The 23,611-nt window shown below is 54.2% G+C and carries 23 protein-coding genes; 6 read left to right on the top strand and 17 right to left on the bottom strand.

All coding sequences use genetic code 11. The features are described 5' to 3' along the window. Nucleotides 1–123: 123 nt before the first annotated feature. The 4 genes from ftsY to IE076_RS06180 form a co-directional block, all read right to left on the bottom strand. Nucleotides 124–1,677, bottom strand: coding sequence for a signal recognition particle-docking protein FtsY (gene ftsY / locus IE076_RS06195; RefSeq protein WP_189435903.1), 1,554 nt, complete (start codon nucleotides 1,675–1,677; stop codon nucleotides 124–126). A gap of 30 nt (nucleotides 1,678–1,707) precedes the next feature. Then, nucleotides 1,708–2,976: a tRNA (N(6)-L-threonylcarbamoyladenosine(37)-C(2))-methylthiotransferase MtaB gene (mtaB, locus tag IE076_RS06190; protein ID WP_189435902.1), complete on the bottom strand. Its 1,269-nt coding sequence runs from the start codon at nucleotides 2,974–2,976 to the stop codon at nucleotides 1,708–1,710. Beyond that, complete coding sequence (gene dapF, locus IE076_RS06185) at nucleotides 2,973–3,878, bottom strand: diaminopimelate epimerase (RefSeq protein WP_209008904.1); 906 nt, start codon at nucleotides 3,876–3,878, stop codon at nucleotides 2,973–2,975. The genes mtaB and dapF overlap by 4 nt, the downstream gene beginning before the upstream one ends. Nucleotides 3,879–4,030: 152 nt before the next feature. After that, nucleotides 4,031–4,603 carry a L,D-transpeptidase family protein gene (locus IE076_RS06180; protein WP_189435901.1) on the bottom strand — a complete coding sequence of 191 codons (573 nt, stop codon included), beginning with the start codon at nucleotides 4,601–4,603 and terminating at the stop codon, nucleotides 4,031–4,033. Nucleotides 4,604–4,802: 199 nt separating this feature from the next. On the opposite strand from IE076_RS06180, the gene IE076_RS06175 reads away from it, so the two are divergent. Both IE076_RS06175 and IE076_RS06170 read left to right on the top strand, forming a co-directional pair. Continuing rightward, nucleotides 4,803–5,486, top strand: coding sequence for a response regulator transcription factor (locus IE076_RS06175; RefSeq protein ID WP_189435900.1), 684 nt, complete (start codon nucleotides 4,803–4,805; stop codon nucleotides 5,484–5,486). A 25-nt stretch (nucleotides 5,487–5,511) separates the two neighbouring features. After that, nucleotides 5,512–6,018 (top strand): cyclic nucleotide-binding domain-containing protein, encoded by a 507-nt coding sequence (locus tag IE076_RS06170; protein ID WP_189435899.1) that lies wholly within the window; start codon nucleotides 5,512–5,514, stop codon nucleotides 6,016–6,018. A 48-nt stretch (nucleotides 6,019–6,066) separates the two neighbouring features. Here the strand turns inward: IE076_RS06170 and IE076_RS06165 are convergent, their stop codons facing one another. Continuing rightward, nucleotides 6,067–6,537 carry an Lrp/AsnC family transcriptional regulator gene (locus tag IE076_RS06165; RefSeq protein ID WP_194539857.1) on the bottom strand — a complete coding sequence of 157 codons (471 nt, stop codon included), beginning with the start codon at nucleotides 6,535–6,537 and terminating at the stop codon, nucleotides 6,067–6,069. A 91-nt stretch (nucleotides 6,538–6,628) separates the two neighbouring features. On the opposite strand from IE076_RS06165, the gene IE076_RS06160 reads away from it, so the two are divergent. After that, nucleotides 6,629–7,252 carry a LysE family translocator gene (locus IE076_RS06160; protein WP_189435897.1) on the top strand — a complete coding sequence of 208 codons (624 nt, stop codon included), beginning with the start codon at nucleotides 6,629–6,631 and terminating at the stop codon, nucleotides 7,250–7,252. 174 nt (nucleotides 7,253–7,426) lie between these two features. Here IE076_RS06160 and IE076_RS06155 read toward each other — a convergent pair whose 3' ends face one another. The 3 genes from IE076_RS06155 to argC all read right to left on the bottom strand — a co-directional run bounded on the left by IE076_RS06155 (nucleotide 7,427) and on the right by argC (nucleotide 9,651). After that, nucleotides 7,427–7,969, bottom strand: coding sequence for a tetratricopeptide repeat protein (locus IE076_RS06155; RefSeq protein WP_209008903.1), 543 nt, complete (start codon nucleotides 7,967–7,969; stop codon nucleotides 7,427–7,429). An 88-nt stretch (nucleotides 7,970–8,057) separates the two neighbouring features. Further along, on the bottom strand, nucleotides 8,058–8,663 hold the full coding sequence (gene leuD, locus IE076_RS06150) for a 3-isopropylmalate dehydratase small subunit (RefSeq protein WP_189435896.1): 606 nt from the start codon (nucleotides 8,661–8,663) through the stop codon (nucleotides 8,058–8,060). A gap of 40 nt (nucleotides 8,664–8,703) precedes the next feature. After that, complete coding sequence (argC, locus tag IE076_RS06145) at nucleotides 8,704–9,651, bottom strand: N-acetyl-gamma-glutamyl-phosphate reductase (RefSeq protein ID WP_189435895.1); 948 nt, start codon at nucleotides 9,649–9,651, stop codon at nucleotides 8,704–8,706. A 357-nt stretch (nucleotides 9,652–10,008) separates the two neighbouring features. Here argC and IE076_RS06140 point away from each other — a divergent pair, with 357 nt between their 5' ends. Then, entirely contained in the window at nucleotides 10,009–14,817 is a 4,809-nt protein-coding gene (locus tag IE076_RS06140) for an NAD-glutamate dehydrogenase (RefSeq protein WP_189435894.1), read from the top strand. Nucleotides 14,818–14,899: 82 nt separating this feature from the next. Here IE076_RS06140 and IE076_RS06135 read toward each other — a convergent pair whose 3' ends face one another. The 8 genes from IE076_RS06135 to hisB form a co-directional block, all read right to left on the bottom strand. Next, nucleotides 14,900–15,751, bottom strand: coding sequence for a hypothetical protein (locus tag IE076_RS06135; protein ID WP_209008902.1), 852 nt, complete (start codon nucleotides 15,749–15,751; stop codon nucleotides 14,900–14,902). 427 nt (nucleotides 15,752–16,178) lie between these two features. Beyond that, the gene (gene coaA / locus IE076_RS06130; protein WP_189435892.1) at nucleotides 16,179–17,144 is read right to left on the bottom strand and encodes a type I pantothenate kinase; all 966 of its coding nucleotides are present in this window, start codon (nucleotides 17,142–17,144) and stop codon (nucleotides 16,179–16,181) included. A 53-nt stretch (nucleotides 17,145–17,197) separates the two neighbouring features. After that, complete coding sequence (locus IE076_RS06125) at nucleotides 17,198–17,521, bottom strand: phosphoribosyl-ATP diphosphatase (protein WP_189435891.1); 324 nt, start codon at nucleotides 17,519–17,521, stop codon at nucleotides 17,198–17,200. Nucleotides 17,522–17,575: 54 nt separating this feature from the next. Continuing rightward, nucleotides 17,576–18,355 carry an imidazole glycerol phosphate synthase subunit HisF gene (hisF, locus tag IE076_RS06120; RefSeq protein WP_189435890.1) on the bottom strand — a complete coding sequence of 260 codons (780 nt, stop codon included), beginning with the start codon at nucleotides 18,353–18,355 and terminating at the stop codon, nucleotides 17,576–17,578. Continuing rightward, nucleotides 18,352–19,095 carry a 1-(5-phosphoribosyl)-5-[(5-phosphoribosylamino)methylideneamino]imidazole-4-carboxamide isomerase gene (gene hisA / locus IE076_RS06115; protein WP_189435889.1) on the bottom strand — a complete coding sequence of 248 codons (744 nt, stop codon included), beginning with the start codon at nucleotides 19,093–19,095 and terminating at the stop codon, nucleotides 18,352–18,354. The genes hisF and hisA overlap by 4 nt, the downstream gene beginning before the upstream one ends. A 45-nt stretch (nucleotides 19,096–19,140) precedes the next feature. After that, entirely contained in the window at nucleotides 19,141–19,794 is a 654-nt protein-coding gene (gene hisH / locus IE076_RS06110; protein WP_189435888.1) for an imidazole glycerol phosphate synthase subunit HisH, read from the bottom strand. Nucleotides 19,795–19,807: 13 nt separating this feature from the next. Continuing rightward, nucleotides 19,808–20,281, bottom strand: a complete 474-nt coding sequence (locus IE076_RS06105; RefSeq protein ID WP_189435887.1) for a DUF2628 domain-containing protein — start codon at nucleotides 20,279–20,281, stop codon at nucleotides 19,808–19,810. Between the two features lie 35 nt (nucleotides 20,282–20,316). After that, complete coding sequence (gene hisB / locus IE076_RS06100) at nucleotides 20,317–20,910, bottom strand: imidazoleglycerol-phosphate dehydratase HisB (protein WP_189435886.1); 594 nt, start codon at nucleotides 20,908–20,910, stop codon at nucleotides 20,317–20,319. Between the two features lie 204 nt (nucleotides 20,911–21,114). Between hisB and pyrF the strand changes: the two genes are divergently transcribed. Next, nucleotides 21,115–21,831 (top strand): orotidine-5'-phosphate decarboxylase, encoded by a 717-nt coding sequence (gene pyrF / locus IE076_RS06095; protein ID WP_189435885.1) that lies wholly within the window; start codon nucleotides 21,115–21,117, stop codon nucleotides 21,829–21,831. A gap of 102 nt (nucleotides 21,832–21,933) precedes the next feature. Beyond that, nucleotides 21,934–22,602 (top strand): pyroglutamyl-peptidase I, encoded by a 669-nt coding sequence (gene pcp / locus IE076_RS06090; protein ID WP_189435884.1) that lies wholly within the window; start codon nucleotides 21,934–21,936, stop codon nucleotides 22,600–22,602. Here pcp and IE076_RS06085 read toward each other — a convergent pair. Continuing rightward, the gene (locus IE076_RS06085) at nucleotides 22,599–23,501 is read right to left on the bottom strand and encodes an NAD-dependent epimerase/dehydratase family protein (protein WP_189435883.1); all 903 of its coding nucleotides are present in this window, start codon (nucleotides 23,499–23,501) and stop codon (nucleotides 22,599–22,601) included. The two genes, pcp and IE076_RS06085, sit on opposite strands and share 4 nt — an antisense overlap. Nucleotides 23,502–23,611 lie beyond the last annotated feature (110 nt).

The following is a 23,611-nucleotide window of genomic DNA, read 5'->3' as shown; positions in this document are numbered from 1 at the left end:
TGGAAATTTAAAAATCCAGTCTACCTGATCGCCCGGGCCTGTCCAGTGAACCTATAGAAACTACCGAAGAGGAGGGGAGGAGCGGAAAGGCGACACGCGCCTTCCCTGATTCTTAGGGCTGTCTTAATCCAGCTCATGTTCCTTGCCAGCAATGGCAGAAGCAAATTCTTTGGCTGAAAACGGTTCAAGGTCCTCAACGCCTTCACCAACGCCGATAAAGTGCACGGGCAGACCGTATTTGCGGGCGATGGCCACCAGAATGCCGCCGCGAGCCGTGCCGTCCAGCTTGGTCATGACAAGACCGTTCACACCAGCAACTTTTCCGAAGATGTCCACCTGGGACAGCGCGTTCTGTCCGGTGGTCGCATCAAGGGTCAGCAAGGTGGTGTGCGGCGCATCAGGAACACGCTTGCGGATCACGCGGATGATCTTCTCAAGCTCATCCATCAGCTCAGCTCTGTTCTGCAGGCGCCCGGCGGTGTCGATCAAAAGCACATCCGTACCATTGCTGAGAGCGGTATCAACTGCATCATAAGCTAGGCCAGCAGCATCGGCACCGGTATCGCGCGCAACCACTTCAGCACCTGTGCGCTCACCCCAAACCTTCAGCTGCTCAACGGCTGCGGCGCGGAATGTGTCACCCGCTGCAAGCATAACCTTCTTGCCCTGTGCATGAAGCAAAGAAGACAGCTTGCCGATTGTGGTGGTTTTGCCTGTACCGTTTACACCCACCATCAGCACGATGTGCGGCTTGTGTTCGGTATTCAGATCCAGCGGCTTGGCAACAGGCTCAAGGACTTTCTCGATCTCCTCTGCAAGGATAGTACGCACTTCCTCGCCGGAGATTTCCTTGTCGTAACGCCCGTCAGAAACACGGTCGGTAATTGCAATGGCTGTATCGATGCCAAGATCGGCCTGAATGAGAATATCTTCCAGTTCTTCAAGCGTGTCCGCATCCAGCTTCCGCTTGGTGAAGATGGAGCTGATGCCCTCAGTCAGCGCGCTGGAAGAGCGCGACAAACCGGCCTTAAGACGCTGGAACCAGCTCTTCTTTACCGGAGTATCTTCTCCAGACTCCTCAACTCGCTGTGTTTCTCCAGCTTCTCCAACTTCCTCAACTTCTTGAGGTCCTCCGGCTTCTTCGGCCTGTTGAGCCTCTCCAGTTTCCTCAGTTTGCTGTATCTCTCGATCTTCTCGAGTTTCTTCAACTTCTTCAGCTTCTTGAGTTTCGCCAGTTGCTCCGGATGTTCCGTCGTCTCGAACACTTTCAGCGCTTCTGTCTTCTTCAGTTGCTTGCGGTGTGCCAGATGCTTCAGGGCTCTCAGGCGTGACAACGGGTCGTCCATCGGCAATATCCTCAGCCAGATCGTCGGTATCCAGATAAGCAGTTTCTTCGAGCGCTTTCGTCTCTGCCTCACTCAAATTGTGAGGCTTTTCAGAAGCTTCCTCTTCGGTCGCCGTGGGGACCTCTGGATTCTCCAGATCAAGAGTTTCATCTGCAATGGATTCAGCTGTTTCTTCAAGGCCTTCGACAGGGTCAAGCGGAACGGACTGGAGGTTCTCAAGTGACTCGCGCAGCTCCGCACTTTCAGGTGCTTTTTGCTCCTGCTCGTCCTTTGTTTCTTCTGAGGAGCCACCAAACAGGCGACTGAAAAAACCGCGCTTCTTTTCACTCATTCTGGAATGATACCTTTGAAATGTATAAGCTTAAGCTGCTTTACCAATTGGTTCGGCAATCAGATGTCTTTCGGTATGCCCTGTTATGCGTGCGGAGACAAGGCTTCCGGCGGTATTTGCATCCAGTTCAACCTGCGTAAATTGCTCGGTCCGGCCCAGCCCTTCACGCTCAATCAGGACCTCGCGCGTCTTGCCAACTTCGGCGCGCAGATGCGCAAGCAAAGCTTCCTGTCCCTTGACACGAAGCCGCGCAGCGCGCTCCTTGATGATCTTACGATCAAGCTGCGGCATACGGGCCGCCGGGGTGCCAGGACGCGGAGAGAACGGGAACACATGCAGATGTGTCAGACCGCATTCATCAACGATACGCAGGGTGTTTTCAAACATCTCGTCGGTCTCGGTCGGGAATCCGGCAATGATGTCGGCGCCAAACACCACATCAGGACGCATCTTACGAACGTCCTCGCAAAACTGGATCGTGTCTTCACGGGAGTGGCGGCGCTTCATACGCTTCAGGATCATGTTGTCACCTGCCTGCAAAGACAGGTGCAGATGCGACATCAGACGATGATCGTGTGCGATTACGTCCATCAGCTCTTCATCAGCTTCAATGCTGTCGATAGAAGAAAGGCGCAGGCGCTTGAGGTCGGGAACCATCTTCAAAATCTTGGAGCACAGGGTTCCAAGCTTCGGGGTTCCTGGCAGATCAGCGCCATAGGAGGTGATATCAACGCCGGTCAGAACAATCTCGCCATAACCATTGTCGACAAGGCGCTTGATCTGGTCAATCACCACGCCCATCGGCACAGAACGTGAATTCCCGCGGCCATAAGGGATAATGCAGAAGGTGCAGCGGTGGTCACAACCGTTCTGGACCTGAACAAACGCGCGGGAGCGCCCTTCCAGTCCATCAATCAGATGGCCCGCAGTCTCGCGCACGCTCATGATGTCGTTAACGCGGACCTTTTCAGTTTCTTCAATGCCAAACTGGGCGACACGGCTATAAGAGGCGCGCTCCAGCTTTTCAGAATTACCGAGAACAAGATCCACTTCGCCCATTTCAGCAAACGTTTCAGATTCCGTCTGCGCTGCACAGCCCGTTACGATAATACGCGCATCAGGGTTTTCGCGGCGGGTCTTGCGGATGGTCTGTCGTGCTTGGCGGACAGCTTCATTGGTTACGGCACATGTGTTGATCAGCACGGCATCCTTAAGGCCGGCAGCCTCTGCTTCGCGCTTCATCACTTCCGACTCGTATGCATTCAGTCGGCAGCCGAATGTCACAACATCAATGCTCACTTCGTAGGCTCCATTGCCGCGTCCCCCGAAGCGGTCTTTGTGTAGGTGAGGGTGTCGAGATCGAGCTCTCCCTCAAATTCAATCGTGGTTTCGCCGGTCATAATGATGTGGTCGTTGTCCTCACGCCACTCAATGTCCAGCGGTCCTCCCGGCAGATGGACGGTGCACTTGCGGGCGCTCCGGCCAGTTCGTGCTGCAGCAACACCTGTTGCACAGGCAGCTGTGCCACAGGCTCGCGTCAAGCCAACACCGCGTTCCCAGACCTTCAGGCGGATCTCGTTTTCGCCAATGACCTGAGCAAGAGAGATATTCGCCTTTTCAGGGAATATTGGGTGACACTCAAGCAATGGTCCAAATCGCTCAAGGTCGTAGGCTTCAATATCATCCACCCAGAAAATCGCATGCGGATTACCAACGTTCACAACACTTGGTGAGTGCAGCACCGGCGCATCAATCGGTCCGACCTGCAACTCAATCGCACGGGTGTCAGCAAACTCTTCTGCAAGTGGGATCTGATCCCACTCAAAACGGGGTATACCCATATCAACGCTCACAAGCGTCTCGGTATCAGATGCGTGCGCAATCAACAAACCGGCGTTGGTCTGAATAGGAACACTCTGCGTACCTGCTTCATGCATAAGCAGGCGACCAATGCAGCGCGTTGCGTTGCCGCAAGCATCCACTTCGCTGCCGTCTCGGTTATGAATGCGCATAAACGCATAAGCGCTGGAACTTGCAGGCTCGACCGTGATCATCTGGTCAAAGCCCACGCCCTTTTCACGGTCCCCGATAGAGGCAATCTGCTCTGGGGTTAAGGCAACCTTCTTCTCGCGGCTGTCAAACACCACGAAATCATTACCAAGACCATTCATTTTCAAAAAGGGAACCAGCGTATCCGCCATGAGCTTGCTTCCGTTCGTACGTAAACCGTCAAGAAGGCACTATATGGAGTAAATTATTATAGATTACTAGGGAAAATGCAGGCAATTTCCTTGGCTGAGCCGTTTGAGTGGCCCACGTTAAAGTGTCCCTGATCGAATTCTCCCGTTATGCACTAATGCGCACAGACTTCCATCACATCGCCGGGTGCCATTTCTTTCAAAATAGCACGCATCACTTCCGGGTAAACGGCGACACAGCCTTCCGTCGGCAAGAAGCCCTCACGCGCCACATGAAAGAAGATCGCACTGCCTTCCTCCGGAACCCGCGGGTACATATTATAATTCAGCACCACGAGAATGTCATAGAGGCGATCCTCTCGCCACAGCTCCTCATGGCTGCGTGCAAAGGGCAGATCCACGGGCCGGTTATAAAGCGGGTCCTCAGAAGAATCACACCACCCATCCCTCGGAGAGAGCGGGGAAACGGGCAAATACGTCACCGGACAGGACCCGCGATCCGCGCGGTAGTACACATTCAGCAGCTCAAAGCACCCAATTGGCGTCGCGCCGTCTCCTTCGCGCTTTGTATACGTCAAACCCGATCGTCCAAGCGCACACGCAAATGTTACTGCCCCCAATGTGAGCGTACCGGAGTGAGGCTCATCACCTGTATGTCGTACAAACAGGGTCTTTTGGGTCTTTTTCAGCAACTTGGCGGGCGGTGTGGGCACTGCGAGAGGAAGCATCTACAAACCTGTTGTCCTGCGAAAACTACGGGGAGAAACACTCCCAAATAAAGCGCGGGTCACTAACCCGTGAAGTAGATTTTACGAAAAAAATGGAGATTTGCCATGTTTTTACTCGCCTTTTTTTTGGCAACCCTTCATGTATTTATATAAGAAAAGTTTTAGGATTAGCGCCAAACTCCGGCGATAAGGTGAGAAGATGACCGCACGAAAGATTCTGCTTGTAGATGATGATAACGATTTGCGCGAAGCTCTCGTTGAGCAGCTGTCGCTTTATGACGAATTTCAAACCACTCAAGCGGACTCGGCTGCCACCGGCATCAAAAAGGCAAAAGAAGATCATTTCGATCTTGTGCTGATGGACGTTGGCCTGCCGGATATCGATGGCCGCGAAGCCGTAAAGCTGCTGCGCAAGGCTGGCTTTGGCGCTCCGGTCATCATGCTCACTGGTCATGACACCGACAGCGACACGATCCTCGGTCTGGAAGCTGGCGCCAACGACTACGTCACCAAGCCGTTTAAGTTCGCTGTGCTTCTCGCCCGCATCCGTGCACACCTGCGTCAGCATGAGCAGAGTGAAGATGCGGTCTTCTCAATTGGCCGCTACTCCTTCCAGCCTGCTGCAAAGTCCATGCAGGATGAAAGCGGTGGTAAGGTACGTCTCACTGAGAAAGAAACCTCGATCCTCAAGTTCCTCTACCGCGCTGGCGAAAAGCCGGTGACGCGTGATGTTCTGCTGCACGAGGTTTGGGGTTACAACTCCGGCGTCACCACCCACACGCTGGAGACCCACATTTACCGTTTGCGCCAGAAAATCGAACGCGATCCATCCAACGCGGAACTTCTGGTCACAGAAGCCGGTGGATATAAGCTTGTGCCTTGAGGCATAAGCGGCTAATTCAAGAACTATGAGTCTAGCCCGCGACATCGACGTCTTAAGACGTGTTCCACTCCTCTCTCAGTTCACTGAGGACCAGTTGCGCCTGCTCGCATTCAGTGCGGAAACTATGCAGGTGTCCAAAGGTGGAACAGTGTTTAATGAAGGTGAGCGGGCAGACGGTGGCATCGTACTGACAATCGGCAAGGTGCAGCTGGAAACCGGTATGGGGCGCGACGCACGCCCCCAAGGTACCTACGGTCCCGGCAGCCTATTTGGCGAAAACGCGCTGATGACTGAGGGCAAACGTCCAGCCCGCGCAGTTGCTCTCGAAGACTGCGAGTTGATCCGCATTCGCCGCGCACTCTTCTCCCGCATGCTGCAGGAATTTCCGGAGACCGCCCGCAAGCTTTACGTCGATAAAGCAAACCAGTTCACCTCTGCCGCCGCTGCTTTGGCGCGTGTAGGTCGCAAACTGGAAGAAGTGGAAGCCCTGAACGAGCGCCACCAACAAGAAGTTGCCAGCAAACGCAAATAAAGCCCCTTCCTACAGGGAGGAACTGGCTCTCGGTTCGGGAGACGCCGCTCAAAGCGGCTTCTGCACACGGTTCTCCTTGAAGTCGTAGACAATCGAGCTCTCGATCTTGGTTATATAGGGTCGTTTGGTGAATTTCTCGAAGGCAAGGCTCTTCAGGTGGTCAATGTCCCGCACCCGCAGATGGGCGACGATATCGTAAGCCCCACTGATAAGTGCAACAGACTTGACCTCACGCAGCGCGATGACCTCCTGCAAGAACTCCTCGACCAGAAGCGCCTCATGTCTGTCCAGCTGGATGAGGAACATCGCCTCAAAGCTCACACCGTAGGCTTTTGGGTCCACCACGGCATGGCTTCCCTGTAAAATTCCGCCTTCTTTCAGTCGCTTAACACGCTCGTGGCAAGCCGATGGGCTGAGGTTGACCTCAGCAGCAACCTGTTTATTGGATAGCAGTGCATTATCCTGCAGTTTTTCCAATATAGCGAAGTCTGTTCGGTCAAGGTGTATTGTTGAGGCCATTTTTCGGAAACAATTCGATATTCTGAGGATATGCGCCGGAGTATATTCGGGAAAAATACGGAATAAAACCTCTTGTAAGAAAAATACTCCAATGGCTGCGAATACCCTTCTGTTTTTGATCACTATTTTAAGTCTGATTATCGTACCCGGTCCGGATATGCTCTACGTCACCAGTAGGGCACTGGCCAGCGGAAAGCCCGCTGCACTCAAAGCATCAGTCGGCATCGCTGGTGGCTATGTTGTCTTCACCGTGCTGGTCGCCGCCGGCTTCCAATCCTTGTTTCTGGCCGAACCAAGGCTGTTTCAGGCGATCCGTTGGATCGGGCTGGCCTATCTTATGTATCTGGCCTACCGCCTATTCTTTGCAGGAGGAAACTGGACTGCTGAGGGGAACGAGCCAGCACCTGTTGACACAAATGATCTGAAATTCGGCTTCCTGACCAGCCTGCTCAATCCAAAGGGCATGTTCTTCTACTTCTCCCTGCTTCCGCAGTTCTACATGCCGGAAGTCATGCCGTTCTGGATCTATGCATTGGTCTTCGGCATGGTCGCCAGCCTGCTCTGCCTGATCGTCTATTACGGCGTGGGCAGTCTCGTCTCCGGCCCCGCACGTGCGTGGCTGGCAAACAGCAACAACGGCAAACGGGTCTCCATGCTCGCCAGCCTTTGCGTCTTCGCAGTCGGCGTCTCCATGGTAGTCGCCGACATGGCCTGATACTGTCTATAGGGTCTCTTGTGGGGTGCGTGGCTTACAAAGCCAAAAGCTTGTGATTGGACAGCATACTGTCCAGCCAATTGCCACGCCCCGCAAAGGAGCCAACTGGCAATCGTATAGTTCTTGCAAGAGGGCACTGTCCAAATGAAGGAGTTTGCGACAAAGGGAGTTGCTTTAACTCACTGTCGATTTAAGCAGCTGCTCCCAGTTTGACCAAGCTTGGGAGGTTGGCTCCTCCCTAATCAGTCTCAGGATGAGTTCTTCAAATCGTCTGCTGACAGAATGCCCTAGAGCGGATAAGCGTGACTGGGCGTGCAGTCTTCCTGTTCTACTTTGATAGAGCTCCAGAAGGTCTTCGTGAGCGTCGATACGCTCGGCCAGCTTGCTCAATGAATTGCCGGTAGCCTTCTCGATAGCCAGCCTGAAGTCTACAAGTGCTTCCTCAGAGCGATCAAGGCGACTTTGTGCAATACCGCGTTCCAGATACAGTATCGCAAGCTCCCTGTCTTCGGATGCGATGAGACTGGTCAAATAGCTGGTTGTGATCGAAATGCTGCAGGCGCGGATCTTTCTCTCTTCAGCAATTCCGGGCTTCCTGCAAGTGCTCGCAAAAATGCTGGAAGTAAAACCTATAATCCAGACTGGAACGACCAGAGCCACGAAGCACCAAGTAAAAGCCGATTTGAATGAGAAGTTTCTGCCTGCGTCTTTGTTCACTTGGGTCTCCATGGGCTGCGCTGCACGCAGTCCATATAGCAAGGGCGCCACGAGGGCGCCCAAAAAACTTTATCAACGACCGTGTTAATCAGTGCCAAGGATGGCTCAGTTCCAGTTCCTTTTCGTAGGTGTCGATGGAGTCGGTCTTCTCGAATGTCAGTCCGATGTCATCAAGGCCGTTCAGCAGGCAGTGCTTGCGGTGTGGGTCAACGTCGAATTTGATGCAACCACCATCTGGTCCTTTGATCTCCTGAGCGTCCAGATCAACAGTCAGCGTCGCGTTCGCGCCGCGTGCCGCATCGTCCATCAGCTTGTCGAGATCGTCATGGCTGACCACGATAGGCAAGATGCCGTTCTTGAAGCAGTTGTTGTAGAAGATGTCAGCGAAGCTGGTGGAGATCACACAGCGGATACCGAAGTCCAGCAGCGCCCACGGAGCGTGTTCACGGGAAGAACCACAGCCGAAGTTATCGCCGGCAACGAGGATTTGAGCATTCTCGTAACCCGGCTTGTTCAGCACGAACTCTTCGTTCTTCGAGCCATCATCATTGGTACGCATCTCATGGAACAGTGCTGTGCCAAGGCCCGAACGCTTGATGGTTTTAAGAAACTGCTTCGGGATGATCATATCAGTATCGATATTGACCAATGGCAAAGGCGCAGCAACACCCGTCAGTACTGTGAACTTTTCCATGGAATACTCTCCTCGGATCTCTGGAATTCTCTAATTTTTGTTAGGCGACAGCGAGGTCGATACTCTCGTTCAGGCCCATCATAATATTCAGGTTTTGGACGGCAGCACCGGAAGCGCCTTTACCAAGGTTGTCGTAGACCGCCACCAACAGGGCCTGTGCCCGGTCGTCATTGGCAAATACGTGCAACTGCATTTTGTTGGTGCCGTTAAACATCTCTGGGCTCAGGTCTTCAATCGCATTCACGCTCTCAAAGGGCGCCACCTCCACGTCACCAGTCACGCTGGCGAAATGGTCGGCAAGGGCAGCGTGTAGATCTTTGCCCTTTGGTGCGTCGCGAAGCTGTCCAAGCTGCAACGGTACAAACGTCATCATGCCCTGAGCGTAGTTGCCAACGGCAGGCTGGAACAGCGGGGCATGGGCCAGGTCAGCATACAGCTGCATCTCTGGCAGATGTTTATGTCCAAACTGCAATCCATACGGCCAATAGGAAGATGCCTTGTCGCCACTCTCGTACTTCTCGATCATCTGACGGCCACCGCCGCTGTAACCGGAAATTGCATTCACCGTAAGCGCGTGCGTGGACGGAATGAGGCCAGCTTCCAGCAGCGGGCGAACTGTTGCGATAACACCCTGCGGGTAACAACCCGGATTGGAAACAAACCGTGCCTTGGAGATGATCGTCGCCTGATCACGGGTCATCTCGGGAAAGCCATAGGCCCACTCTGGATTGACGCGGAATGCAGAAGAAGCATCAATCACGCGCGTGCTGTCGTTCTCGATGAGTGACACGCTTTCCTTTGCAGCTTCATCAGGAAGGCACAGGATTGCTACATCAGCAGAGTTCAAAAGCTCTGCACGTGCTGCCAGCTCCTTGCGGCGCTCTGGAGCGATGCTGAGGATCTCAATGTCATGGCGCCCAGCCAGACGCTCGCGGATCTGTAGACCCGTCGTTCCGGCTTCTCCATCAATGAACACGCGCACCGACATTTTTGACTCCTTGGAGCTTGTAGTTGGAAATAGGTTCAGGGGTTGTACAACGTCCTTCACCTATTGTCACAGAATTGGGGGTGTTTTTTTAGGCCCCTGTCCTCAATTGGCAGTTGAGGGGGGCTCAAGCAACATCAGGTTGCCGACTACGCCTTTTTGAGTATAACGAGGACTCTCAGAACCCGCTCACGCCGCCTCAAATTCTCCTGAAGTTGGTGTTTTCGCGGTGTTCTTCACGGGATTCGCATTGAAAAACTAAACAAATGCACCTTAATAGGTTTCAAAGGCATAGGCGGCGTCCATGTGGCATGTTCGCACAGCCTGTGCCGACTATAATGTTGGATGAGGAACGCCTGAATGTCTAGAACGACAGCCGAGGCTAAAGCTGGGCTAATTGCCGATACCTGTGCACTGCTGATTGACGAAAACGAAGACGAAGCAAGGTTTGCCGAAAACCTCTTCTCGTACGCCGATACAGAAGATCTCGTGAACTATACCCCATCAGAGCTTGCTGTTGTTTCGCAGGAAGCCTGGGCCGACTTTGCAACGCACCCGCTGGGAACCCACCGGATTCGCGTTTTCAATCCGCAACCAAACGCTGATGGCAAGCAGCTTGAAGACATCACCATCGTTGAAGTCGTCAACGATAATATGGCGTTTCTTGTATCCTCGGTAATGGGCGCAATTCAGGTCGCTGGCTACGAAGTCCGCCTTGTGCTGCACCCGCTTTTTGTCGTCGAACGTGACGAGGAAGGCAACCTTCAAAAATTCCATGGAACAGTTGGTACTGGCGGAACATCTGTTCGTCGTGAGAGTCTCATCCACATCCACCTCACACGTCTCAACTCCGATGAGGATATCCAGAAGCTGGAAGAGAGCCTTGAACTGGTTCTCAATGATGTTCGTCAGGCCGTTGATGACTGGCGCCCTATGCGCGACAGAATCGAACAAGCGGTTGAAGAATACCAGCAAGTTCGCGCAAAGCACGACAACAAGAAGTTTGACGAAGCCATCGCTTTCCTCGAGTGGATGGCAGCAGACAACTTCACCCTTCTGGGCATACGCGAGTTCATCTTTGATGGGACAAGCGAAGACGGCGAGTTCTCCCTGATTGAAGGGTCGGGTCTGGGCATTCTGACCGATCCGAAGGTCCGCGTTCTGCGTAAGGGCGCTGAATTTGTTCTGATGACGCCGGAAATCAGAGAGTTTCTGCTGAAACCAGACCCACTCATCATCGGTAAGGCCAACATCCGCAGCCGCGTGCACCGTCAGGTGCACATGGATTACATTGGCGTTAAACTCTATGATGAAGATGGCAAGTTGCGCGGAGAACTGCGCGTTGTGGGCCTCTTCACCGCAACAGCTTACACCCGCTCAACCAGCTCTATTCCCTATCTTCGTCATAAGACGGCAAAGGTCATGGAAAAATCCGGCTTTGATCCGGAAAGCCACAGCGGTCGTGCGCTCCGTAACATTCTGGAAGGCTATCCCCGTGATGACCTGTTCCAGATTGACGTGAAGACGCTCATCGACTTCTCCAATGCGATCCTTCAGCTGAATGAACGCCCGCGCGTCCGTGTTCTGTCCAGAACCGACAAGTTTGACCGTTTTGTATCGATCATCACCTACATTCCGCGTGATCACTTCACGACAGGCATTCGCGAGCGTGTCGGCACGTATCTGGCAAACGTCTATGAAGGGCGCTTGTCCGCATGGTACGCAACGTTCCCGGAAGGCCCGCTGGTCCGCGTCCACTTTATCGTTGGCCGCTATGAAGGCGACACCCCTCAGCCGTCTCAGGCAGAGCTGGAAGCTGCTATTCTGGAAATCGTGCGCACATGGAAAGACGGCCTGAGCGAAGCGTTACGCTCCGTTTATGGCAATGCCATTGCTGGCGCCCTTCTGAAGCGCTATGGCGCTGCGTTTGATGGTGAATATACCTCAGCGACCCCAGCGGTCCTCGCGACCAAGGATATCCGCCGGATTGAGCAGCTTAACGAGAAGCGCCCACTGGTCATCAGTTTCTACAAACGCGAGCGTGAGGGCAAAGGCCAGATCTCTCTGCGTGCGTACCACCTGAACAAACCAATCTCGCTCTCCGCGCGTGTACCCATGCTGGAACACCTCGGTTTCCGTGTGATCAACGAGCGCTCCTACCGCATCACACCAGCTGATCGCGACCTGAGCTACCTGCACGACACCACACTTCATCTTGACGAAGATCGCTTCCGCAACTTCACGGAAGCGGACATTGAGCGCCTTGGAGCGTTGTTCCTCGCAGTATGGAATATGCAGGCTGAAAACGACGGCTACAACGCTCTCGCATTGAGCGCAGGATTGGCATGGCGCGACATTGCGATGATCCGTGCACTCTCGCGTTACTTGCGTCAGGCCGGAATACTCTATTCTGAAGATTATATGTGGGGAACTCTTAACCGCTATCCACAGATCGCTCAGCAGCTCGTTCACCTGTTCCATACCCGCTTCGATCCGACACTTGGCACCTTCGAACGTTCGGGTAAGGAGAGCCGTCTGATTGATGAGATTTCCGCAAGCCTTGAGGACGTGACGAGCCTGGATGACGACCGGATTCTTCGCCGTTTCCAGAACCTGATCCTCGCCACTCTGCGTACCAACTTCTTCCAGTTGGATGATGCAGGTCAACCAAAAGCAACCTTCGCCTTCAAGCTTGACCCGCATAAAGTAGAAGGCCTTCCGAAGCCTGTACCGTACCGCGAAATCTTCGTGTACAGCCCGCGTGTGGAAGGCGTGCACATGCGCTTCGGTCCGGCGGCCCGTGGTGGCCTGCGCTGGTCTGACCGCGCACAGGACTACCGCACTGAGGTGCTGGGTCTGGTAAAAGCACAGCAGGTTAAGAACGCAGTGATCGTTCCTGTGGGCTCCAAAGGTGGCTTCCTGCCAAAGCAGCTTCCGACCAACGGCACCCGTGACGCGTGGCTGGCAGAAGGCACAGAAGCCTACAAGATCTTCATTGCATCCATGCTCGACCTGACCGACAATCTGGATGCGGACCTTGTTGAACCACCAGAGCTGGTTGTTCGTCACGATCAGGACGACCCATACCTCGTTGTGGCAGCAGACAAAGGCACAGCAACCTTCTCAGACACCGCAAACGCGATCTCTGAGGAAAAAGGCTTCTGGCTTGGTGATGCATTCGCATCCGGTGGGTCCGCTGGGTATGACCATAAGAAGATGGGCATCACCGCACGCGGCGCATGGGAAGCTGTAAAGCGTCACTTCCGTGAGATGGACCGGGATATCCAGAAAGAGCCATTCACCGCTTGTGGTGTGGGCGATATGTCTGGTGACGTGTTCGGCAACGGCATGCTGCTTTCCAAGGCAACAAAGCTGGTCGCCGCGTTCGATCACCGCGATATCTTCCTTGATCCGAACCCGGATCCAGCTGTGACCTGGGACGAGCGGAAGCGCATGTTCGATCTGGGCCGTTCATCCTGGCAGGACTACAACAAGGACTTGATTTCTGAAGGCGGTGGCATTTTCTCCCGCTCTTCCAAGTCCATTCCTCTGTCCGTCCAGGTGCAAAAGCTGCTCGGCTTCAACAAGGCCAAAGCATCTCCTCAGGAAGTTATGACAGCTATCCTGAAGATGAAGGCAGATCTGCTCTGGTTCGGTGGTATCGGCACCTACATCCGCGCATCAGATGAGAACAACAACGACGTGGGCGACCGCGCCAACGACGCGATCCGCATCACCGCAGAAGAAGTCGGCGCCAAGGTCATTGGTGAGGGCGCGAACCTGGGGATCACCCAGAAGGCACGTATCGAGTTCTCTCGTGCCGGTGGCCGTTGTAACTCCGACGCGATTGACAACTCAGCCGGTGTGAACTCCTCCGATATGGAAGTGAACATCAAGATCGCGCTGGGCGCTGCAGTGAAGAAGGGCAGCCTGACCATTCCGGACCGCAACATCTTCCTGGCGGATATGACCGATGAAGTTGCTGATCTGGTCCTGCGCAATAACTACCTGCAAACACTGGCAATCTCGCTCTGTGACCGTCGCGGACTGGAAGATCTTGGCTATCAGGTCCGCATGATGCGGCAGCTTGAATCTCAGGAACTGCTGGATCGTGCAGTCGAAAATCTGCCAGACGACACCACCATCGAAGAGCGCGAAAAAGCTGGCCAGCACCTGTGCCGTCCAGAGCTGGGCGTCCTGTTGGCCTACGCCAAGCTGACGCTTCATGATGAACTGCTCAAGAGTTCCGTTCCGGATGACGCCTACCTCGGGAAAGAGCTGTACCGTTACTTCCCTGAGCAAATGGCCGAAACCTATACGGAGGAAATCGAAGGACACCGTCTGCGCCGCGAAATCATCGCGACAATGTTGGCGAACTCCATCATCAACCGCGGCGGCCCTGCATTCCTGACCCGCATCGTTGATCAGACCGGCGCGTCTGTTGCGGATGTGGCGCGTGCCTTCGCAGTGGTTCGTGACGCATTTGGCCTGACGCAGCTGAACATTGATATCGATCGCCTCGACAACACGATCTCCGGCGAATTGCAGCTCGAACTTTATGAGCGAATTCAGGATCTTGTGCTTAATCAGGTCATGTGGTTCCTGCGCAATGTTTCCTTCGAAGATGGCTTGGAAGCAGCAATCGACCGCTTCCGTGGCACTGTGGAGCATCTGTCTCCGCGTCTGGAAACATTCCTGTCAGAGAAGCAGGTTGACGTCCTCAAGACCGAAACCAATCGCCTCGTAGACGCTGGTGTGCCGATCATGATTGCGGCCCGCATTGCACGCCTCATTGGTGAAATGGTGATCCCGGATATCGTTCTGGTCTCCGAGAAAGCTGGCCGCGATGTGGACGAAGTTGCTGCTTCCTACTTCCGTGTTGCTGAACACTTCAAGTTCGGTGCCATTGAAGAACTGGCTCGCGAGTATGAAATCCGTGACTACTATGACGGCCTCGCTCTTGACCGTTCCCGCTCAGTACTCGCAGAAGCCCTGCGTGATCTGACAGCGCACGCGCTGGACAGTGAAAACGGCTTTGACGGTTGGCTGGAACGCAACGGCGGTAAAGCTGAGAGAACACAGAAGGCAACCAACGAGATTCTGGAAAAGGATCTGTCGGTCTCCAAGTTCTCTGTCGCGGCTGGCATGCTGGCAGAACTGGCGCACTAAGCCCCGCTGCAAAGCAAATAAACAAAATAAAAACCCCGGCTGAAAGGCCGGGGTTTGTTATATTTGGCGTCAACTATGAGCGTCAGGAAGGATTCCTTTTGCGGCTAGAGCGTGTGTTTCCACGCTTGTTGCCATCCTTGTTGTTACCCGAGGAAAGAAACGCAAAAAAATTCGGTCTGGCGTTGCCTTTTGCGAAGCAATCGTAGAATTCACGACTGTCGTACATCGACTTCGCCTTGCAGCCATAGCCGTACCAGTAACAGTCTTTGCTCTTTTTGACCTCGATATGGCCGTGGCGATTGCGCGAGTCGCGGTCATAAACGCAGACGGAACCGTTTGGTGCGCGGTCTGGGTGCCTGACACGCAAGCGCCGGAAGCCGTTCTTGGGCAGTTCTTCAATCGCCATATAGGCTGACCCACCTGGCAGGTACGTATCCACGAGACCTTCTGAAAGCAGGTGGTTCTTCACATTGCGATAGCAATAGGTCATGCCACGAGAGCGACGGGAGGAGCTCGAACGGCCAGAGGCAGCTGCCAGAAGAATAGCGATATAGCCCAGATAGCTGTCGTCCTCAGCGCGGGTAATCTCATTGGCTTCGATAGGGGTGAGGGTCTCGACTTCATCCAGTGCGTAACTGGAGAAATCTGCGATGGAAACATAAATGTCAGGGGCGAGGTTACATTCACCTTCCGGATGCTCAACACCCAGACGAACAAGTTCGCCCTTGTCCGCGTCCTTAGTCCAGTCCAGCACGCTTAGCTGCGTACCAATTGGCAGGACTTGCTCCAGAGTCTCGCCCACAGAGCCATCTCCTGCAGCCTCCCAACCCTTTGCAGCAATGGGCAGCGACACGCTGTAATTGCCAGATGTCGTCATTTTGTTTTGTGGAAGAGTAATAGTGCCTGAACCCGGAGAAACCGGGAGTTTAGTCACGGAAGGCTCATTATGTGAGGTGCCTATTTCGGCAGTGACTGCTGTAGAGAGAACCAGAAGACTTAGTGTTGCATACGCGAATACTTTTCCAAGTTGTTGCATACTTCCTCCGAAAGCATTTTTGGGCACAGCGGCACCGGTTCCCGAAAGCGTCGCCTACGGGATCGTCAGATTTTGGCAATACGAAATCAGCGAGGCGCTCCCGCGCTTCGTGGTTCATGCCTGTTTGATGATGGTGCGTCGCTGTTGCATTACTGACGCAAGGTCCTGCTCGGGGGGCTCCAGCTCACCGGCAGGCAAGGTGGTTCAATAGGCCCTCCAGTGGAGAGCCGGCAGGTGCACAACACACTTACAATTGCTAAGCACGCTGGCTCCTACCTCCGGGGGCCAGTCTTGGAGTCAGCCATGTAAGAGCGCGTTTGCTCGGTTAGATCTTGCGTAGCGCGACCGTCTCAATGCTGTGGTCTGCACCCTTTGCCAGGATCAGGTCAGCGCGGGGACGCGTCGGCAAGATATTCTGTCGAAGGTTCTCCAGATTGATGTTCTGCCAGAGGTCCTTCGCGATTTCCTGCGCCTTATCATCCGAGATTGTGGAAAATTTATGGAAGTAAGATCCAGGGTCACGAAACGCAGTTTCGCGCAGGCGCATGAAGCGTTCCAGGTACCAGCGCTGCAGCACCTGCTCCTCCGCATCAATGTAGATCGAGAAGTCAAAAAAGTCGGAAACAAAGGGCACTGCCTTCGCTGCTTTAGGCTGATGCGAGGTCTGCAAAACGTTCAGCCCTTCAACGATCAGAATGTCCGGTTGTTCGACCGTGAGGAACTGTCCAGGCATCACATCATAAAAGAAGTGAGAGTAGATCGGAGCACGTACTTCGTGTTCCCCGCCCTTGATGTCAGTCAGGAACTTGAGCAGTGCAGAGCGGTCGTAGCTCTCCGGAAAACCCTTCCGGCGCATCAACCCTTCCGACTCCAGAATAGCGTTGGGATACAAAAAGCCGTCAGTGGTGATCAGGTCCACCTTCGGGCTGGCAGGCCAGCGCGAGAGCAGGGCCTGCAACAGACGCGCTGTGGTCGATTTGCCCACAGACACCGAGCCCGCAATACCAATGATGAACGGAGTGCGCGTCAGCCGCATGCCTAAAAAGCGCTTCGTCGCAAACTGAAGGCTCTGGGAGGCTTCCACGTAATAGGCAAGCAGACGCGAAAGAGGCAGATAGATGTTCTTTACCTGCTCTTGAGACACATAGTCGTTGAGTGATTGCAGCTCTTCAATTTCGTGCATGCTCAATGTCATTGGCGTGTCTGCGCGTAAAGACGCCCACTCAGTCTCTGTAAATACAGAGTAGGGAGACAGGTCCAGTTCTTGGACTGGAGCAAATTCTTTTTGCATAGCGTTAGCGCTCAAGGCCCCTCGTGCCTCCCACTTCGCGTTTCAGGAAGAAGCTAGTCGTCCGTACGGGACGCCTTCTCTTCAAGTCCGGTTTGTCCGGTACGTGCCGCAAGCTTCGCCAGGACTTCGTCCAGCGACACATCTGAAACCTTCATAACAACAAGTAGATGATAAAGCAGGTCAGCTGCTTCAGAAGCAACGCCGTCCCTATCACCTTCTACGGCCGCAATTGCAGTTTCAACGGCTTCCTCTCCAAGCTTTTGTGCGCACTTGGAGACACCTTTTGAAATGAGCTTGCGCGTGTAAGACATTTCGTCGGAACTGTTTGCACGTGCTGCAATGATAGCCTCTAGATCCGACAGGGTAAAATTGGTCATTTGACTAGCCTTGTTGAGGCCGCACCGGCATTGATCAAAATGCCCGAGCGAAATTTACTTATCCAGACGCATGGGAATCCCGGCATCTGCCATGTGTTGCTTGGCTTCTTCAATGCTGTAGGTCCCAAAATGGAAGATTGAAGCAGCAAGCACAGCAGTCGCGTGTCCATCACGGACACCCTCAACCAGATGATCCAGAGTTCCAACCCCACCGGATGCAATCACAGGTACATGTACCGCATCCGCAATGGCGCGGGTAAGCGGCAAATTGTAGCCCTCTTGTGTACCATCCCGGTCCATGGACGTCACCAGCAGCTCACCGGCACCCAGATCAACGGCCTTTTTGGCAAACTCTACCGCGTCAATGCCCGTCGGTGTCCTGCCACCATGGGTAAAGATCTCGAACCGCTCCGGCTCGCCCTCGGCAGAAACGCGCTTGGCGTCGATGCTGACAACAATACACTGGCTGCCGAACTTCTGCGCCGCCTCGCGAATGAACTCAGGGTTCTTCACAGCAGCGGTGTTGATGGAAACTTTGTCCGCGCCCGCCTGCAGCAGTTTGCGAATGTCTTCCACGGTTCGCACACCGCCGCCGACAGTCACCGGCATAAAGCAGGCTTCCGCAGTGCGTTTCACAACATCGTAGATCGTATCGCGATTATCGCTGGAAGCTGTGATGTCGAGGAACGTCAACTCATCAGCACCAGCCGCATCATAGGCCTTTGCTGCCTCAACAGGGTCACCGGCGTCGATCAGGTCAACAAAGTTGACGCCTTTCACAACGCGGCCATCCTTCACATCAAGGCATGGAATAATACGTGCCTTCAGGGTCATGCGAGGCCCTCCCGGCTTTTCTTGATCAACGCAAGCGCTTCAGCAGGGTCAAGGCGACCGTCATACAGCGCGCGGCCAGAGATCGCACCCTCAAGAATATCGCAGTCAGGTTCGATCAAGCGCTCGATGTCTTTGATGTCTGCCAGACCACCGGAAGCAATGATAGGAATGCTGACCGCATTCGCAAGCTCAAGAGTGCTTTCGATATTCAGACCTTTCAGCACGCCGTCCCGGTCAATGTCGGTGTAGATAATCGCAGCAACGCCAGCATCTTCAAACTGTTTGGCCAGCTCAATCACGGTCAGCTCGGAGGTCTCCGCCCAGCCTTCAACCGCAACCTTGCCGCCTTTTGCGTCGATACCAACCGCAATGCGGTCAGGATACTTCTTACAAGCTTCCTTCACCAGTTCAGGATCGCGCAGCGCAACGGTGCCAAGAATGACACGCGCAACGCCCTTCGCCAACCAGTTGTCGATGTGCTCCTTGGTGCGGATACCGCCTCCCAGCTCAACTGGGTTAGTGGTGTTGGCAAGGATCGCATCAACCGCTGCGCCGTTCTTGCTCTCGCCTGCAAACGCGCCATCAAGGTCAACAACGTGTAGCCATTCAAAGCCCTGATCCTGAAACGCTTTTGCCTGCGCACCCGGATCATCGTTAAACACGGTTGCCTGATCCATGTCGCCCAGTTTTAAACGAACGCACTGACCACCTTTAAGATCGATCGCTGGAAAAATAATCATAATTCTGTCCTTGGACTTGTCTGTGTCGCTGAAAGCGGGCAGCCGTTACGGCGCCCAGCTCAGGAAATTGGAGATCAGGGAAAGGCCCAGCTTCTGGCTCTTTTCAGGGTGAAACTGCGTGCCGACGATGTTGTCTCGTCCCACCATCGCAGTAAACTCACCTGCATAGTCAAAGCTCGCCAAACGGTGTGTCGGATTTGCGGTCGCAAAGTGGTAGGAGTGCACAAAGTAAGCGTGCAGGCCATCACCACCGGTTTTGATGCCTTTCAGCACCGGATGCTCATCACCAGTCACGTTGATGGTGTTCCAACCCATGTGCGGAATTTTCAGCTCGGGATCAGCTGGCTTCATTGCGGTCACATCACCGCTGATCCAGTCCAGCCCCTCGGCCTTCTCAAACTCAAGCCCGCGGGTCGCCAGCAGCTGCATGCCAACGCAAATGCCCATGAAAGGCTTGCCTTTGCCCAGCACAGCTTCAGCAAGCGCCTCTTCCATACCATCAACGGCGTGCAAACCACGGCGGCAATCCGCAAACGCGCCAACACCCGGCAGCACAATGCGGTCAGCCTTGGCAACCACCGAAGGATCAGACGTCACCGTCACCTCATGAGTATGATGATGGTTACGGGCTGCATGCTCAAACGCCTTTGCTGCGGAGCGCAAGTTGCCAGAACCATAATCAATAATTGCCACACTCATGAAGGAACTCCTATTATCGTTTGAGTGTCAGTCCAACGACGTCTGTGCCGCTGGTTTGTGGGGCCACAGGCCCCTGTGGAGGCCGCGCTTCACGTTTATTTCTGGAAACGCGGTCGAAGAAACGGATCTCTGCCTCATCCAGATTGGAGGCATTCACAAACCCGATAGTGCGCCACTTTTTGCGGTGCAGGCTCCAGCTTTTCAGGAACCCGGCTTCCATTGCAAAGAACAAAGTCGCCAGAACAGTGAGAAAAACACCCGTCGTCGAGCCAAAGACATTGGCAAGAAATACCAGTGCAATGACCGCAACCAGATACCCGAGGAAGGCCAGCCACATCCGGTTGTAGAGCGTCCACAGCAGAGGGAAAAGCAGTGCCCACCACGAAAAGCCGTCTCTTACAAACCTGATGTTGTGCGTGTCTTCATCCTTCAGGTGGTCAAGCGAGACCCCTGGTCCGGTCATGACATAGTAGACAGCCAATTGCATTCTCCCTGAATGAGCAGAGCTGCGGGCCGGTAAGGTTAGCCGCCAAGCTGACCTTTCGTCGTCGGCACACGTCCACTCTGGCGTGGATCTGGTTCGATAGCTGTGCGTACAGTACGCGCAACCGCTTTAAAGCATGTTTCCGCAATATGATGGCAATTGGTGCCATATAGGTTCGCAATATGCAGAGTGAAACCTGCATTCATCGCAAACGCACGGAAAAACTCTTCAAACAGTTCAACATCAAACGTGCCGACCTTGTCCCGTGGAAAGTCCACCTGCCAGACAAGGAAAGGACGACCGGAAACATCCAGCGCCGCGCGGGTCAGCGCTTCATCCATCGCCAGATGCGTATCCGCATAGCGGGTGATGCCGCTCATGTCGCCAAGCGCTTCTTTAAACGCCTGTCCCAGAGCAATGCCCACATCCTCAGTGGTGTGGTGGTCGTCAATATGGGTGTCACCGTCAGCGCGGACCGTGATGTCCACGAGCGAATGTCGGGAAAGCTGTTCCAACATATGATCAAAGAAACCGACACCGGTTTTAATGTCGTATTTGCCTGTACCATCAAGGTTGATGGAAACAGAGATTGTGGTTTCTTTTGTGCCGCGGGCAATGGTGGCCTGACGCATGGGGTGTCCCTTGATATGTTTATAGCCCTTATACTCATGCAAAACCCCTGCACAAGTAATTAAAGACGCGCCGTTTTAACAGGCTAAGGGATCGCTGAAAATACCCAAAGATGAAAAAGCTAGGATCTGCTACTCCCTCTGGAATTTCTCGACACAAACTGTTAGGAACTGAGCCGTTTATCTAACTGATATTTGGAGCCTCGCATGTCTTACCGCCCAGCCAATGCAGTCGATCGCCTGATCCTCCCTCTGGACGTTCCAACGGTTGACGAGGCGCGCCAGCTCGTCAGGCAAACACAAGGACTTGTTGGCACCTACAAAATCGGCATGCAGCTCCAGTTCGCAGGCGGCCTTCAGTTCGCTGAAGAGCTGGCCAAAGAAGGCCACTCCATCTTTCTGGACGTGAAGCTGCTCGACATCGACAACACCATCACCAGCGCAGTGAAAAACGTTGCCAAAATGGGCATGAAGTTCATGACCCTGCACGCTTACCCAAAAAACATGCGCGCAGCTGTTCGGGCATTGGATGAAGTCGGCGACAAAGACCTCTGCCTTCTGGGCGTCACCGTGCTCACCTCCATGGACGAGCAAGACCTCAAAGACGCAGGCTATGTTGGCCCAACCGCAGCCTTGGTTGAACAGCGCGCACTCGACGCTGTAGCGGCAGGCGTCGGCGGAATTGTCTGCTCCCCGCTGGAATCCGCAGCCATGCGCGCCAAAGTCGGCGACAAGCTCTGCATCGTAACGCCGGGTGTCCGTCCAAAAGGCGCTGACGCAGGCGACCAGCGCCGCGTCATGACCCCATACGACGCCATCAAAGCCGGTTCCGACTACCTCGTCATCGGCCGCCCGATCTACCGCGCCGAAAACCCACGTGCCGCCGCCGAAGCTGTCGTGGCCGAAATCGAAAGTGCTCTGTAAGCTCCAAAATCACTGAGCCTCTGTCCAGCAGAGGCTCATTTGCTCCATCTTAAACAGCTCCCGATACAATCTACGGAAATGGTATGACAGGGAGCTCATCCAATGGATACAATTCTCATCACAGGCTTCGGCGCCTATGCCAACACCCCCACCAATCCGGCAGAAAAGCTGGCAATGGCGTTGGATGGTGAAGAGATCGCGGGCGCACGCATCGTCTCCCGCATCGTCTCAGGCGCTTATTTCCGCTGCATTGAAGAAACAGTTGCTGCCATTGAAGAGCTTAAACCCAGCGCTGTCCTGATGCTTGGCGAATACGGTGGCCGCACCATGATCACACTGGAGCGCCTCGCCCAAAACCTCAACGATTGCGCTCGCTATGGTGTCACCGATACCGCAGGCGGCACGCTACAGGGCGAACTGACCGTACCGGATGGACCTGTCGGCTACTACGCAACCGTTCCTATAAGAGCCATGACCCAAGCCATGCGCGACGCAGGCGTGCCAACGGACATATCGGATTCCGCCGCCACGTTCTGCTGCAATCATCTGATGTACGGCGTTCTGCACCACATTGAGACAAACAAACTCCCAATCCGCGCTGGCTGGCTCCACCTGCCACACCTGCCAGAAGTCGCCGCCATGCTCCAAAACCTCGGCGCCCCCAGCATGTCCGTCGACACCCTCGTCAAAGGCATGCGAGCAGGGATCGAGGCACTCCAAGCAAATCAGGAAGACCAGAACATCAACATCATCTCAAAGATGCTGGTTTAAGCGCTGATGTTCTCGTAATGGCTTCCCGCAGCCAGCTTTAAGTTTCGATAGTCAGTGATCTGTGGTCGCCAATCAGTCAACTTCATAAGCTTGTCCGCAGACATCTGCTGATCAAGTGTCGGCCCTTTTGCCCATGAGCCATATTCCCGAACCAACTCGTCTGCTCCGCGGATGATCATGGGATTGGTATTATCGTATCTTCTCGCAAGCCAGTTCGCGATGTCACCCACACGCACACACTCCTGAGTGGCAGCGTTAAAGTGGCCAGTCAGAACGGGCTTATCCAAAAACTCGCAATAAGCACGCGCAAGGTCTGACCGCTCGATAATCGCCCACCGCGTCTCAGGTGTGCCCCAAACCTCAATAGGTTGATCCTCGCGCGCAGCTGTCATCATGCGCTCAAAAGCACCACCTTCCTCGTGATAAACCAAGGCAGGATGGACAATGGCCGTCGAAAAGCTGGCGCAATTGAGTAGCCTCTCGCCATTCTTCACCATCCATTCGAACGCCGGTAAAGGATCAAACGCTCGATCTTCCGTTGCTACCTCATCCCCCGTCTCCCCATAAAGCCAGCACCCACCAGTGTAGAGGATACGACGCTTCTCGGTGAGCTCAGATGAGGTATCTATGAGGGCTGAGGTAACACGGTTGTCGACTTCCGCCATATCGTCACTGAACGTTGCTGCGACCTGTATTACAGCATCATGCTTCAGTGTCTCGGAAACCCACCCCTCCGGTTCCCTCATATCCCCACGAAACGGGATAGCGCCTAGCTTCTTTAGCTTTTCATCAGACCGCGCAGACCTGCTAAGCGCAATTACCTCATGCGACCTGCTCCGTAACTGCTTCACAAGCTCCGTACCGATGGACCCAGTACCACCCAAAATAAAAACCCGCATGTCACTCCCCGAACTTCCCAATATTCTCCTTCTGCATCTTCAACTTAAGCTGAAGTCAAGAACAACTTTCAAGGGGGAGGGTACTTCCACAATAGCTACCTAGAACGCTC

This window comes from Pseudovibrio japonicus, assembly GCF_014651595.1.
Lineage (GTDB): Bacteria > Pseudomonadota > Alphaproteobacteria > Rhizobiales > Stappiaceae > Pseudovibrio > Pseudovibrio japonicus.
Note: the sequence above shows the minus strand (reverse complement) of the source record. Positions and strands in the feature narration are given on the sequence as shown.

Bases quoted from the DNA above. Each gene is read 5' to 3' on its own strand.
- hisH (WP_189435888.1), bottom strand. From the start codon at position 19,794: ATGAGTGTGGCAATTATTGATTATGGTTCTGGCAACTTGCGCTCCGCA.
- IE076_RS06160 (WP_189435897.1), top strand. From the start codon at position 6,629: ATGGCTGCGAATACCCTTCTGTTTTTGATCACTATTTTAAGTCTGATT.
- IE076_RS06170 (WP_189435899.1), top strand. From the start codon at position 5,512: ATGAGTCTAGCCCGCGACATCGACGTCTTAAGACGTGTTCCACTCCTC.
- coaA (WP_189435892.1), bottom strand. From the start codon at position 17,144: ATGCAAAAAGAATTTGCTCCAGTCCAAGAACTGGACCTGTCTCCCTAC.
- pcp (WP_189435884.1), top strand. From the start codon at position 21,934: ATGGATACAATTCTCATCACAGGCTTCGGCGCCTATGCCAACACCCCC.
- hisB (WP_189435886.1), bottom strand. From the start codon at position 20,910: ATGCGTCAGGCCACCATTGCCCGCGGCACAAAAGAAACCACAATCTCT.
- hisA (WP_189435889.1), bottom strand. From the start codon at position 19,095: ATGATTATTTTTCCAGCGATCGATCTTAAAGGTGGTCAGTGCGTTCGT.
- IE076_RS06140 (WP_189435894.1), top strand. From the start codon at position 10,009: ATGTCTAGAACGACAGCCGAGGCTAAAGCTGGGCTAATTGCCGATACC.
- IE076_RS06125 (WP_189435891.1), bottom strand. From the start codon at position 17,521: ATGACCAATTTTACCCTGTCGGATCTAGAGGCTATCATTGCAGCACGT.
- IE076_RS06165 (WP_194539857.1), bottom strand. From the start codon at position 6,537: ATGGCCTCAACAATACACCTTGACCGAACAGACTTCGCTATATTGGAA.
- pyrF (WP_189435885.1), top strand. From the start codon at position 21,115: ATGTCTTACCGCCCAGCCAATGCAGTCGATCGCCTGATCCTCCCTCTG.
- hisF (WP_189435890.1), bottom strand. From the start codon at position 18,355: ATGACCCTGAAGGCACGTATTATTCCATGCCTTGATGTGAAGGATGGC.
- dapF (WP_209008904.1), bottom strand. From the start codon at position 3,878: ATGGCGGATACGCTGGTTCCCTTTTTGAAAATGAATGGTCTTGGTAAT.
- argC (WP_189435895.1), bottom strand. From the start codon at position 9,651: ATGTCGGTGCGCGTGTTCATTGATGGAGAAGCCGGAACGACGGGTCTA.
- IE076_RS06085 (WP_189435883.1), bottom strand. From the start codon at position 23,501: ATGCGGGTTTTTATTTTGGGTGGTACTGGGTCCATCGGTACGGAGCTT.
- IE076_RS06105 (WP_189435887.1), bottom strand. From the start codon at position 20,281: ATGCAATTGGCTGTCTACTATGTCATGACCGGACCAGGGGTCTCGCTT.
- ftsY (WP_189435903.1), bottom strand. From the start codon at position 1,677: ATGAGTGAAAAGAAGCGCGGTTTTTTCAGTCGCCTGTTTGGTGGCTCC.
- IE076_RS06175 (WP_189435900.1), top strand. From the start codon at position 4,803: ATGACCGCACGAAAGATTCTGCTTGTAGATGATGATAACGATTTGCGC.
- leuD (WP_189435896.1), bottom strand. From the start codon at position 8,663: ATGGAAAAGTTCACAGTACTGACGGGTGTTGCTGCGCCTTTGCCATTG.
- IE076_RS06180 (WP_189435901.1), bottom strand. From the start codon at position 4,603: ATGCTTCCTCTCGCAGTGCCCACACCGCCCGCCAAGTTGCTGAAAAAG.